The sequence below is a fragment of the Endozoicomonas montiporae CL-33 genome, from assembly GCF_001583435.1.
In the GTDB taxonomy this organism is placed as follows: Bacteria; Pseudomonadota; Gammaproteobacteria; order Pseudomonadales; family Endozoicomonadaceae; genus Endozoicomonas_A; species Endozoicomonas_A montiporae.
Genome location: NZ_CP013251.1, coordinates 4176728 through 4189854, shown reverse-complemented (window position 1 = coordinate 4189854; position 13127 = coordinate 4176728). Strand labels below are relative to the sequence as shown.

9 protein-coding genes are annotated in these 13127 nt (G+C 49.0%); 2 read left to right on the top strand and 7 right to left on the bottom strand.

The genetic code is table 11. From position 1 onward, the window contains the following. Positions 1-40 precede the first annotated feature (40 nt). A complete protein-coding gene (locus tag EZMO1_RS19165; protein WP_034876198.1) occupies positions 41-1390 on the bottom strand; it encodes a GntP family permease in 1350 nt (449 codons plus the stop codon). A gap of 300 nt (positions 1391-1690) precedes the next feature. Here EZMO1_RS19165 and EZMO1_RS19155 point away from each other — a divergent pair, with 300 nt between their 5' ends. Both EZMO1_RS19155 and EZMO1_RS19150 read left to right on the top strand, forming a co-directional pair. Continuing rightward, positions 1691-2185, top strand: a complete 495-nt coding sequence (locus tag EZMO1_RS19155) for a hypothetical protein (RefSeq protein WP_187300031.1) — start codon at positions 1691-1693, stop codon at positions 2183-2185. 55 nt (positions 2186-2240) lie between these two features. Continuing rightward, positions 2241-6005, top strand: coding sequence for a hypothetical protein (locus EZMO1_RS19150; protein ID WP_034876202.1), 3765 nt, complete (start codon positions 2241-2243; stop codon positions 6003-6005). Positions 6006-6079: 74 nt separating this feature from the next. On the opposite strand, the gene pntB is transcribed toward EZMO1_RS19150, so the two are convergent. The 6 genes from pntB to guaD all read right to left on the bottom strand — a co-directional run bounded on the left by pntB (position 6080) and on the right by guaD (position 12914). Beyond that, positions 6080-7477, bottom strand: a complete 1398-nt coding sequence (gene pntB / locus EZMO1_RS19145; RefSeq protein ID WP_034876204.1) for a Re/Si-specific NAD(P)(+) transhydrogenase subunit beta — start codon at positions 7475-7477, stop codon at positions 6080-6082. Positions 7478-7491: 14 nt separating this feature from the next. Continuing rightward, the gene (locus tag EZMO1_RS19140) at positions 7492-8718 is read right to left on the bottom strand and encodes a Re/Si-specific NAD(P)(+) transhydrogenase subunit alpha (RefSeq protein ID WP_201772200.1); all 1227 of its coding nucleotides are present in this window, start codon (positions 8716-8718) and stop codon (positions 7492-7494) included. Next, positions 8719-9783, bottom strand: coding sequence for an IS701 family transposase (locus tag EZMO1_RS19135; protein WP_034873259.1), 1065 nt, complete (start codon positions 9781-9783; stop codon positions 8719-8721). Then, positions 9764-10135: a hypothetical protein gene (locus EZMO1_RS19130; protein WP_034876208.1), complete on the bottom strand. Its 372-nt coding sequence runs from the start codon at positions 10133-10135 to the stop codon at positions 9764-9766. Before EZMO1_RS19130 ends, EZMO1_RS19135 begins: the two co-directional genes overlap by 20 nt. A gap of 375 nt (positions 10136-10510) precedes the next feature. Continuing rightward, positions 10511-11446, bottom strand: coding sequence for a carbamate kinase (arcC, locus tag EZMO1_RS19125; protein WP_034876210.1), 936 nt, complete (start codon positions 11444-11446; stop codon positions 10511-10513). 148 nt (positions 11447-11594) lie between these two features. Then, positions 11595-12914 (bottom strand): guanine deaminase, encoded by a 1320-nt coding sequence (gene guaD, locus EZMO1_RS19120; protein ID WP_034877429.1) that lies wholly within the window; start codon positions 12912-12914, stop codon positions 11595-11597. Positions 12915-13127: the final 213 nt, after the last annotated feature.

Sequence of the window (13127 nt, the reverse complement as noted above, 5' to 3'; positions counted from 1 at the left end):
AATGACCAGCTCACGGTTTGAATTAGTGAGCTGCAAGGTATTAAAGAAGCACAAGACTCATCATATAGACGACAGCAATACCGGTAATGCCCTGTACCAGTGTCGCCATGGTTTGTGCTTTATAGGCAGTACCTACATTCATTTTGCTGAATTGTGAAACCACCCAAAAGAAACTGTCGTTGGCATGGGATACCGTCATAGCACCCGCACCAATAGCCAGAACCGTCAGAGCACGACCCATTTCACTGGCAAGGCCGATATCGCCCAGCATGGGTGCTACCAGAACCGATGTGGTGACCAGTGCCACAGTGGAAGACCCTTGTGCTGTCTTTAAGGCAGCAGCTACCACAAAGGGCATGAATATGCCGATGCCAAGGCCGGACAGGGCTTCACCAAGGTAGGTGCCAATATCAGTAGAAGACAGAACTCGTCCAAATGCACCACCTGCTCCGGTGATTAACAGGATAGGCGCACAGGCAAGAATGCTGGCACCAATCAGGTCAGTGAACTGCTTTGTGCGCTTTTCACCCCGGATCAGAGTGACCGCCAGACCCAGACCGACCATCAGGGCATTCAGTGGTGTACCCAGAAACAGCAGTAGCAGTTGGAAGCTGTTACCGTTACCAAAAGGTTTGGTGGGGTAGTTGGCGATGGATGCCAGACAGATCAACACAATCGGAACCATGATAGGAGCGAAGGCTTTAGCGGGTGAGGGCAGTTCGCCATACTGAGCTTTCAGCTCTTCATAACTTTCTACCACTTCCTGATCTTCTTCACAGGTCAGGTGTTTGGTCGCCTTGCTGGCCCAGAATAAACCTGCCAGAGCCGTACAGGCAGCGACAATACTGCCAAGTCCAATCACCAGCCCCAGATTTTCCATCAGCCCCAGATTACCAGCTGCAGCGATTGGGCCCGGAGTGGGAGGAACGAAAGTGTGTGTTGCATACAGGCCGGTTGCCAGTGCAACACTCATGCCGACTGCAGACACATTCAGCCGTTTACCGACTGAATGTTTGAGCGAGTTCAGAATGACGTAACCGGAATCGCAGAATACGGGGATGGAGACCAGATAACCAATAATGGACATGGTTAGCTTGGGAAAGCGTTCCCCCAGTAGTTTGATAATCGAGTCAGCCATGGTAATGGCCGCTCCGGTTTTTTCCAGAATCGTTCCGATCAGTGTGCCAAGAATAATAACGATACCGATTGAGCCAAGAATACCGCCAAACCCGGCACTGATGGTGGGCGCAATATCAGACAGTGGCATCCTTGCCAGCAGTGCCGTGGCAAAGGCTGCCAGTAAAAGCGTTATGAAGGGGTGAAGTTTGTAACGGGAGGTGGCAATGACAACAAAGGCGACCACGGCAATCAGGATCAATACAAGATACATCTTTCGCTCCTGTTTTTCTTTCCATTGTTCTGTAGATAATACCAATTCCGTCTTCTAAACATGAATTGCGCAGCCATTCCAAACCGCTGGTGCTGCGTCAGAACTCCTCGCAATAGCCAGCTCCAGCTATTACTCGTCGTTCTTCCTTGCCCAGCGATTTGGATTGGCTTGCTCATGGTCATATTTAGAAAACGGAATTGGTATAAGAGGTCGTTTTCATACATTGCTTTGTTGATGTCGTCTGTGGACAGTGCTGGAAATGCATGATGAAACAGGGACGTCAGTCCTGAAGCGCTCCATGTGGACTTTAAATTTCTGAAAGTGCAGGACGCAGCCGTTCGGGTGGATGAACCGGTGATACTCTGGTCCAGAGACTCAAGGCTTGAGAAGGCATTAAGTCAGGGAAAGGGAGCTTATCCGGCTGTCGATCCTCAATGGGTTGAAGATCGTTTCTGGGTCTGGATGCACTACGCGGGCATCAAAATTGGCCGGGGTGAGTATTTCGAAGCCCTGGAGTTTCTTAGCTTTCTGAGAATGCAGGTGCTGGGTTCCATGGCGTTACAGAAAGCCGGGTATGATGCCCGGGGTGTGCGCAATATTGAGCGGCTGTTGCCTGATTTCACAGAGAAGCTTAAAAAAACGGTGGCTACTCCTGACAAGCAATCTTTGTTGAATGCAACCACTGTTGCAGCAAGCCTTTATCTTGAGTTGAGGAAGAGTGATCTCTGCTTGCGCAGCGATGCCCGGACGTTGGCGATGGATTACCTCAAAACCATTCAGAATCGCTCTTCCTGAGAAATTCCCGGGCTGGTCGATACAGATTATAATCGTATAACAAGGTCATTTTCTAATGGATGCTCCGGGACCGTCAAAATCAAACCCTCAGCCTGAACTACCTGACCCGCAGAACCCTGAAGGCTCTGCGGGTGAAGCAGAAAAAAAGCAGGCGACCAACAGAGAGGGGCGCACAGTCAGCGAAGAAGAAGCCCGATCAGTGATTGCAGAGGCTGAAGAAATGGCTGGCACTGATACACGAAGGCTTCAACAGGCGGTTGCCAAAAGAAAAACCGATGTATCGCTTATTAAGGCCGGTAACGATTTAGATGATTCTGTTAAGCAGATTAAGGACTTCATTAAAATCAATCAACTGGATGAGTCGTTTTCAATCGAGTACGACCCGGTAAATGGTTTTTCCAGCGAGACCCATTTAAAGTTTGTGGTTATGTCTCAGCTGAAAGATCTGATTGATCATCACATTGCGTTGTTGGATCAGGTTTATGAAGTGATTTCTCCTTCCAGCCAGCGTCAAAAACAGATTAATAAAGCGGTCAGAAAAACTGCAGGTAAAAGAAAGCAGACGTCTGAAGAGAAAGCTCTGGTGACTAGCCTGTCACAGGCACCGGGGTTGGGAGAGCGAAAAAACAAGTATTGGAAAGAGAGGGGTTATATTCGACTTTATTCTGCATTTTGCAAACAACGTTTTGGTGCAGTTGCTTTACAGCCTCCCGTTCTTGAGAGGCTGGGTGATCCTAAACTCTTTATTCCAAGGGCTGAGGAATTTATTGCCCAGACTCTTGAATGGATGGGAGTGCTAAGCGAGGTGATGCAATGCGGTATTGCCCAGGGTGACAACAAAGAGTTAAGGGAGTGTGTTAAAGAATTTGACGCTGCGGGTGAAAGCGTTGCTGTGATGATTCAGAGCTCCGAACCACTCTACATGGTTGATGAAAAACGGGACGAACTCAGAAAGATTCTGGCTGAAGACGGGCAATACCTTGAGCATTGGCTTGAGGTGTTGAGTGGCAATGAACTAAAAGAACTAAAAGCAAGCGACAGCCCTAAATTAATTAATGCCATTGTTGCAGCCATTATTCTCGATAAGCCTGATATAGCGTTGAGGCTTCTGCAAACGTTTAGCGATCTGGTAAAAAGTGAAGAGGTGCCTGCAAAAGACTGTTTCAGTTTGTGTATGTCGCTGATCAGTACCATGACCTGGTTATACGACCGGGCCGAACCACTGGGTGAACACAGGGAGCGAATAGAAAGTGCAGAGAAAGTGGTTAAGGCATTTGAAGAGCTGATTGGGCACATTGATGAAAACCGGTTACTGTCTGAACAGGATAGGGCATCTCTGCTTTATTTGTATTCGGGCATTGACCGGCACTGCAGCTCCGAAGTTCAGCATTTAAAAGATCTGGAGCAGAGAGTCATTGACAGAGGCAATGAGCTGATCCGGGAAGAAGAACTTCAGAAACAGAAGATACAGGCAAAGCTTGAGAAGCGTGAGAGGCGCAGACAGAAGCGGATAGCTGAACAACAGCCTGTCAGTGTGTCGTCTGCCAAAGTGGCTTCGGAGTCTCCTGAAGTCCATCAGACTGGAGAGGAAAAGGCAGACGTTAAGCTCAACGCTTGTTTGAAAAAAGCACTTGAAGCATTTGCCCGAAACGAACCCAACAGAGTCATTAAGGCAATTTTTGCGGAAGTTGTTCAGGATCAGAATGCCAGTACTTTTGATAAAGCACAGGCACATTATGGCTATGCGGATATTCTTTCAATTCGTCTTGCACCTCTTTTGGAAAAAATGAATGAGCTGGTCAATGCCACTTATCAGTATGAGCAGATATTAGGAAACAATGAAGTTCCTCCTCCGGACGACGAGTTTCGATTTAACCATGTACTGAGAAAGCTGAAAGGTGAGGCAGAAAGCATTAACTGGGCGGTACTGGAAATAGCGCAGTCGATTAAGTCAGCTCTGGATGTCTTTTATGAACTTGGCGACGATCAATCAGAATTTCTGGAGCAATTGCTTGAGCTGCATGATCTGGCGGATGATCTGGTTGATAAGGCGGGGCGGGTTTCCCGGTGTTGCGAGAGGTTGCCACAAATTTATCAGTTGAGAGGACGGGTGCTCAGGCAGTATCTGGCTCAAAGAGAGGAGAGCGGGGGAAGCAGGGATACAGAAGTTAAAGAAAGGCGTAAAGCGAGGAGTAAAGTTATTCAGACCAATATTGACTGGATAAAAGGCTTCAGTTCAAAGCTGAATGGAAGTATTCATTTTATCAGGAGCATACTGGATCGGCAGACTGTTGAGAGTTCAGTGCAGGCTGCTTCACCACAGAACGTTTCACAACAGGGCTCTTTACAGCAGAGCTCTTTACAACAGAGCTCTCCACAGCAGACTAGTGATAGTCAGCCAGCTAAAGTGCCCATTGCACAGCCTGTCACAAAACCACCCCGCAGGGTGCACTTCGTAGAAGAAAATATTTTGGGCATTTTACCGGACTTTTTGAAGGACGAACTGAGACACGCATCAGGCTCGGCTGATATTGTGTCGAGAATAGGAGCGCCTGCAGAGCAGGCTCAAACGTTGCCCATAGAAGCATTCGCCCCTGCCAGCAGTATTGATCCTCACCCATTGACACAGGTGGCAAGGAATCTTGGCAGATCGTTAATGGTGAATCACAAGGGCAAACAGTGGTTGGTAACATTAAGCCGTAAACCGACTGAATTTACAGGTGGTGCGATACCCAAAGGTACTTTGAGAGTGAACCTTGATATACCAGACTCTGCACAGACTCAGCCAGTCTCTCAGCCTGATATCACTAAAGCTTCAACCTCAGCATCAGCCTCTAAGCCTGATGTCACTGAAGCTCCAACCTCAACTTCTGATCGACAGCCAGTTGAAAGCCCTGATATGTCCGAAGACGGCAGTGAGGTACTAAAGTCTCCTGTGACTGATGGGTTACCAGCATTGAATAACCCTCCTCTTGAGTTCAAGCTGTCAGAACTTTCTGTCGAGACCCAACCGGAATCATTAGCAGCCTCCTCCTCGACTAAGCAACCCGTTGAATCCGGAGACAGCTTTATTATAGGAGCCGCTGACAGCACTTATGAACCGATTGTTGCCCCTGAACCTGCTGAAGCTCCACAAGCTTTTGAGTTTCCTGTCGGTTTTTTCATATCTGAGGATCTATTCAGTTCGCTGGAGTACTCGTTAGGGGGCACCCGGCAATCATGGAGAATGGGCAATGCGGGTTTAACTGCCTCGACACACGAAGATTCAGCGTCTTTGGAAGCGGCAAAACCTCAGTCCGCTCAAAAAAGTAAAAGCAGAAAAAAAAGCAAAGGCAAAAAGCAGAGAGCTCCTGTTAGAGAAAAGGTCAAAGAAAAGGTCAAAGAAAAGAAAGCTCTGCCAGATGCTACGGGACAACTGATGCAGCTGAGAGTTCGTGATTACCTGAAAGTGTTAATCAGCACAGGCAAAAAACCGGATGGAAGCGCTTTGCCAGCAAGATTTGATCTGGACGGCGTTAAAGCAAGAATTCAGAATGGCACGTTTCTGGCGACACCCAAGGCTTTGCAGGATTTCGCTATTCTGGCTGATGCGCTGGCCATGCCTGTGCGCCTGACGGCCGCTGCAACCGATGTGTATAACTGTAAGCCGGGTATGGGCAAGCCGGTAGAAATTGCTATGAATGCAAACCCTGATGAACCGTATATGTCTCTGGAGTACTTTTCTTTCAAGAATGAACGTTGCTGGTTTGCCTCTCTGCCGCACTTCTTTGAATATCAGGAAGAGGAGACTGTAAAACAACTTGAAGAAAGCAGTAAATAACATCATTTAATAAAAAGACGACGCAGTTAAAAGTTATACTGCGTCGTCTTTATAGGGTTTAAGCGTTTAACAACTCAGACAAAATTCAGAATATCCAGTACAGACTTCTTGGCATCACCAAACAGCATGCTGGAGTTTTCCTTGAAGAACAGCGGGTTCTGAACGCCTGCATAACCGGTAGCCATTGAACGTTTGAAGATAACCACCTGGCCAGATTCCCATACCTTCAGCACCGGCATGCCGGCAATCGGGCTGTTCGGGTCATTCATGGCGGCCGGGTTAACGGTGTCGTTCGCACCAATCACCAGTACAACGTCGGTGTCGGTGAAATCGTCATTCAGCTCGTCCATTTCTTCAACGATGTCGTAAGGTACTTTCGCTTCAGCCAGCAGAACATTCATGTGGCCTGGCAGACGGCCTGCAACCGGATGAATACCAAAACGAACCTTGACGTTTTTCTCGCGCAGTTTGTTCACCAGTTCCTGCAGAGGATGCTGGGCCTGTGCAACGGCCATGCCGTAACCGGGAGTGATGATGACGCTGGAAGCATTTTTAAGCATGTCCGCCACGTCTTCAGCGCTGGACTCTGTGTGTTCGCCCTGATCTTCCGTGGCAACAATAGTGCCGCCTTCTGTACCAAAACCACCCAGAATTACGGAAATAAATGACCGGTTCATGGCTGCACACATCAGGTAAGACAGGATGGCGCCGGAAGAACCGACCATGGCACCGGTGATGATCAGCAGGTTGTTGCCCAGCATGAAACCGGTGGCTGCCGCTGCAATACCGGAGTAAGCATTCAGCATGGAAACCACCACTGGCATATCCGCACCACCGATGCCCATCACCAGGGTAATACCAAACACAAAGGCAAACGCAGTCATTAACAACAGTGCCATCATGTTTTGCTGTTGTACAAAGACGATAGCCATCAACACCGCGCCGCCAATGATGGCGAGATTGGTCCAGTGCCCGCCGGGCAGGGAAACAGGGCTACTGGTAATGCGGCCATGCAGCTTCAGGCAGGCAATGATCGAACCGCTAAAGGTCACTGTACCGACCATGACACCAAAACCGATCTGGGCATCGTGAATCATCACTTCAGCCGTAGACATAACGGCTGTGGCCAGACCTGTGCCGGTGATCACTTCGATAGCACTGGAAAAACCAATCAGAACTGCAGCCAAACCACCAAATCCGTTAAGGATGGCAACCAGCTGTGGCATTTCGGTCATTTCCACTTTTTTGGCCAGATAAAGGCCGATACCGGAACCGAGAATCATGAGCATGGTGACCCAGTTCATACCGGCAATACTGGCGTGAGCAATGGTGGCAACAATGGCGACGGTCATGCCCAGCATGCCGTAGAAACTGCCATTCCTGGCACTTTCCTGACGGCTCAGTCCGGCCAGACTCATCACAAATTTCATGGCTGCGAGCAGATACGCAGAGACTAATAATCCTTCAGACATGATTAACCTCCTTATTATTCTTTGATGAACATTTTCAACATACGCTGGGTGACCGCAAAGCCCCCGACGATGTTAATCATGGCGACGACAAGAGCGATGCCCGACAAGGCAAGGACGGCACTGTTATCACTCCCCATTTGCACCAGAGCACCCACAACAATGATGCCGCTGATGGCATTGGTAACACTCATCAGGGGGGTGTGCAGGGCAGAGGTCACGTTCCAGATAACGTAGTAACCAACAATAGACGACAGAACAAAGACGGTTAGATGTTCAAGGAAGCTTGCAGGTGCTGCGTTTGCCACCCAGCCGAACAGGCAGGCGCCGGCAACCAGCAGGGCAGGTTTCAGCCAGGGACGTGCCGGTTTTTCCGGCTGTTCTTCTACCGCTTTGGGTGCTGCTTTGGTAGTTGGTGCGGCGCTGACCTTAACAGGAGGCGGTGGCCAGGTAATATTGCCTTCTTTGACGACGGTCAGGCCACGAACCACTTCATCGTCAAAATCAATCACCAGCTCGCCGTCTTTTTCCGGTGTCATCAGCTTGAGCATGTTCACCAGGTTGGTGCCGTAAAGCTGGGATGACTGGGTAGGCAGACGGCTGGGCATGTCGGTAAAGCCAATCACGGTCACACCGTGTTTCACGACTGCCTGATCTTTTTCAGTGCATTCGCAGTTACCGCCGGTGAGTGCTGCCAGATCGACAATCACACTGCCGGGCTTCATGGCTTTTACCATCTCTTCGGTAATCAGTCTGGGTGCCGGACGGCCGGGGATCAGTGCAGTGGTGATAATGATATCAACGTCTTTGGCCTGTTCCATAAACAATGCCATTTCGGCATCGATAAAGGCCTGACTCATTTCTTTGGCGTAGCCGTCGGAAGAATCCTGTTCTTCTTCATAATCAAGCTCAAGGAACTCTGCCCCCATGCTTTCAACCTGTTCCTTCACTTCAGGTCGGGTATCGAAAGCGCGAACAATGGCGCCCATGCTGCCTGCTGCGCCCAGAGCGGCCAGCCCCGCAACACCGGCACCAATCACCAGCACTTTGGCGGGAGGAATTTTACCGGCGGCGGTGATCTGACCGTTAAAGAAACGACCAAAATGATGGGAGGCTTCAACAACGGCACGATAACCACCAATGTTGGCCATGGAACTCAGTGCGTCCAGCGACTGTGAACGCGACAGGCGTGGTACGCTGTCCAGAGCCAGAACGTTAATATTACGCTGGCTCAGTTTATTCACTCATGTTACGCACCCCTTCATCGACTGAAGTTTCTGGAACGATGATTTCAATGCAGTGAGATAAAGCTTTGCCCGCAACTCAAAATGGTTTAAATCAAGCTTATTAGCCAGCACCTCGAGACGAAATGCCGAATATATCGACATAAACAGATGATTACTCTGCGTCAAAACTGTATAAGTCGGTGACTTGGCCATTGACGCATTAGATTTGAGTGTTTTATGGAAGACTTCAACTTTCCACCGTTTTTTGTAGATCGCCTTCAAAGCCTCTGCGTCACACTCAAGATCACTGCATATCAGATAGAGAATGCCCTTACTGCCATCTTTGTTTGTAAAGACCTGCCGGAACAGCAGAACGGGGAAGTCCACGCCTGCAATCCAGCCTTTGATAGGCTTTTCTTCTGAGAAATCAATGGAATCTATGCGCTGTGAGCGCCCCCGACTTTTATCTTCCTCACTCAGCGAAACCTTCCGGTTTGACTTGCTGGCCATGACAAAATGCTTATCGCATTCGTGTCGTATATACAGCATGTTGTCGTTAGAACAGAACCAGCTATCTGCCAGCACGTAACGAAATTTGAGCTGATTATCACAGCAAACTTTCAGCATCTCCCGAAAGTCTTCGTTCTTGGTGGTTTCAGCCTTGCGTTTAACTTTTTTAGTTTTTACGTCGGAGTATTGAATAGGCTTTTCGATAAGCTTGTAGGCCACGGGAATAGAGATATCACCGACATGGTAAACAAAGTTGAGAAGGTTGATACCTTTTACCGAACGACCAAAGGTGTGATCAAAGTGCCATGCAATCAGGTCGTTCTCATCAGTGTAGAGTTTCTCCTGAATAGTGTCGTCGGCAATAAGTACTCCATCATCGCGCTCTTCCTGACGCACAACGGCTTTAACATGGTGCCAAAGAGTCTTACTGTCGAAGTGATTACGGGACAGAAGGCGTGTTACCTGATCATGGCTGTATGCGCCGTCCAGCAAAGATGACAGCTGTGTAGCTGTCGTTTTGCCGAATGAGGACAGCAGGTAATCGCTATACAGCTCAAACAGCTCTGTGTTCATGCTCTAAAGCATGGCAGATTTTTCTGGGTGCGTAACATGAGTTATTCATTAAGGCTTCGTTCTGTCCTGGCCAGATAAAGCTGGCAAGAGTAGCACCGTCTTTTAACAGGGCAATTTCTTCGTCGGAAGGTTCATTGACCTTCATGACCAGATCGGATTGCCATACTTCGTCGTTTGGTCTGATCTGAGCACCAGCATCGGTGTAGGCACTGTCACCGAAACTGGCTTTTAAACCGGCTCCGCTTTCAATGACAACACTGTAGCCCAGCTTGATCAGTTTCTTTACCGTATCCGGTGTGGCTGCCACCCGGTTTTCATTCGCCTGAATCTCTCCAGGAATACCAATCTGCATAATCTAAACTCGTTTTTACTTGTCTCGGAGAAACTGCTCAAAGCCGTCATCAGACTCTTTGTAGGTTGCGACTTGTAGGTTGCGACTTGTAGGTTGCGACGAACGAAGTGACTTCCCAACACGGATGCTCAACGATACTCACCCGGTTGAAAGTTGTTTCAGCCGTTCCAACCCACACAACAACGTTTCTCTTCAATAGGGTTGAAAAGATGCGCTATACCAATGCCACCTTCTAAATATGACCATGAGCAAGTCATTCTGAATTGCGGGACAAGGCGGAACGACGAGTAATAGCGAGCTATTGCGAGGAGTTCCAACGCAGCTCCCGCGGTTCATAATGGCTGCGCAATTCATGTTTAGAAGGCGGGATTGGTATCAGTAATAAGTCACCTGCCCGGGAACATCAGGTCTTATGACCGTGCCCGAATCGGAACAGAGAATTTCGCTGCATCGATTCAACGAACCAATGGCGGCCATCTTTCCGGTGTGTTTGACAAAATCCACCGCCGCTTCGATTTTTGGCCCCATGGAACCGGAGGCAAAATCAAACTGATCCAGTCCTTCCGGTGTAGCGGCACGAATATTCTTCGACTTGGGATGACCGAATTGTGTGGCAACCGAATCAACGTCTGTCAGAATCAGGAAAGCGTCAGCATTCAGTTTTTCTGCCAGCAGGCTGGATGAACGGTCTTTATCAATCACGGCTTCAACATCTTTTAACAGCCCGTCGCTGGTGCGTCTTACCGGCACGCCACCACCACCGCCACAAATCACGGTAATGTCTTCGGCACTGACCAGATGTTGCAGGGATGGCAATTCAAGAATGGCCTGAGGTTTTGGTGAAGCCACCACGCGACGGAAATGCTTGCCGTCAGCCTTGATAACCCAGTCCGGATGCTCTTTCAGCAGGCTGTCAGCCTGTTCGCGGGAATACACCGGGCCAACAAACTTGTCAGGGTCGGTGAACGCAGGGTCATCACTGTCAACCAGTGTCTGTGTGGACATCACACACACTTTTCTGCCCGGCATCTGGTTGCGCAGTTCCTGCTCAAACAGATAGCCAATCATGCCCTGGGTCTGGGCACCCAGTGAGTCGAGAGGGTAGGGGGCGACGTCTTTGTAGTGATCATTCATCAATGCCAGCAAACCCACCTGTGGGCCATTGCCGTGTGTCAGAATAACCTGATGATCTTTGGCAATTCGGGCAATGGATTCGGCAGCTATTTTGATGTTCTTACGCTGGGTATCACAATCGAGGGGCTCTCCACGCTGGAGGATCGCATTGCCTCCCAAAGCTATTACAACTCTCATTACAGTTCCGTTTAATCGTCAATATATTAATCAATAAAAGTCTCTTGTCGTGATTTTCAGAAGTGACGGCATTCCTGTCCTGACTGCAACGAAAATCGGGGTTTATTGAATCTCTTTTCCAAAAAAAGAGGCTTTTTCAAGTCATCTGTCACCGGGTGCTGGAATAAACCATTGAACCATCGACGTAGGTTCGGTAAATGTTCCGGTCATCACCCAGAGTCATCAGTACAAACAGTTTCTCACTCAGTGTGGTGGAGTTATCCCAGCGCAGTTGCTGTACCTGAGTGGCCATCGGGTCAAGTACGACAAAGTCGGCTTCTTTACCAATGTTGAAATTACCAATCTTGTCATCCAGATACAGAGAGTGTGCTCCGCCCAGAGTTGCCCGATAGAAGCCTTCCAGGGCCGACAGTTTCTGCTGCTGCAACTGCACCACCTTGTATGCTTCATTCAGGGTCTGGAACATGTTGAATGACGTACCGGCACCAACGTCGGTGGCCATGCCCACCCGCACATTGTCTTTCACGGCTTTCGGATAATTAAACAGACCACTGCCCAGATACATGTTGGACGTCGGGCAGAAGGCAACCGATGAACCGGTTTCAGCCATGGTTTGCCATTCCTGTTCGTCCAGATGAATACAGTGTGCATAAACACTGCGCTCACCGGTTAAACGGTAATGGTCGTAGACATCCAGATAGCTTTTGCGTTCTGGAAACAATGATTCAACCCACGCGATTTCGTCAGTGTTTTCAGATAAATGGGTTTGAACGTAAGCATCCGGAAACTCTTCGCGCAGAGCCATGGCTTTTTCCAGCTGCTCAGGGCTGGAGGTAGGAGCGAATCTTGGTGTAATGGCGTACAGCAGACGATTGCGGTTATGCCACTTTTTCAGCAAACGACGAGAGTCGTCATAACTGCTTTGTGGTGTATCCAGTAGCTCTTCCGGAGCATTACGATCCATCATCACCTTACCGGCAATCATGCGCATATTGCGCTGGTCGCACACTTCGAACAGGGCGTCTACAGATTCCGGATGCACAGAACAGAACACCATGGCGGTGGTAGTACCGTTCTTCAGCAGCTCTTTAACAAACAGCCCGGCCATTTCCTTGGCATAGCGCTTGTCGCCGTATTTCATTTCAGTGGGGAAAGTGTAGGTATTCAGCCATTCCAACAGCTGTTCGCCATAGGCACCGACAATTTCCATTTGCGGATAATGAATGTGGGTATCAATAAATCCGGGCACAATCAGTTTGCCGCGGTAATCACAGATGCGAATGGAATCCGGCAGGGAATCCTTACCCTCTTTCCATTCACCGGCAAAAGCAACCTTGCCCTGATTGATAATCAGCAGGCCGTCTTTGATGTAGCGCAGATTGTTTTCTATCGATTCCAGATCGCTGCCGACTTCGCTGATATCCAGCAAACTTCCCCGGACAGCTTTGACTGTATTTGGGTATTGCATGACAACACCTTGTTGTATTTTGGATTTATCATCAGACAGCTTGTCTGACATTATTCTTAAGTACTCGGCCATACGGAATCGAATATTTCTGGCTTATTGGGCAGGTGCTCTGCAAGGCGCAACGGCGGGAGCATAGCAAGCTATGTGACCAGAGTTGCAACGCAGTCAGAGAATCTGATCAATGAGTCAGAAAATATGATTTCGTATGGTTGA

What these genes read in the sequence shown, in the direction of transcription:
- EZMO1_RS19165 (WP_034876198.1), bottom strand. Translation starts at nt 1,390, where the DNA reads ATGTATCTTGTATTGATCCTGATTGCCGTGGTCGCCTTTGTTGTCATT.
- EZMO1_RS19150 (WP_034876202.1), top strand. Translation starts at nt 2,241, where the DNA reads ATGGATGCTCCGGGACCGTCAAAATCAAACCCTCAGCCTGAACTACCT.
- pntB (WP_034876204.1), bottom strand. Translation starts at nt 7,477, where the DNA reads ATGTCTGAAGGATTATTAGTCTCTGCGTATCTGCTCGCAGCCATGAAA.
- EZMO1_RS19135 (WP_034873259.1), bottom strand. Translation starts at nt 9,783, where the DNA reads ATGAACACAGAGCTGTTTGAGCTGTATAGCGATTACCTGCTGTCCTCA.
- EZMO1_RS19130 (WP_034876208.1), bottom strand. Translation starts at nt 10,135, where the DNA reads ATGCAGATTGGTATTCCTGGAGAGATTCAGGCGAATGAAAACCGGGTG.
- arcC (WP_034876210.1), bottom strand. Translation starts at nt 11,446, where the DNA reads ATGAGAGTTGTAATAGCTTTGGGAGGCAATGCGATCCTCCAGCGTGGA.
- guaD (WP_034877429.1), bottom strand. Translation starts at nt 12,914, where the DNA reads ATGCAATACCCAAATACAGTCAAAGCTGTCCGGGGAAGTTTGCTGGAT.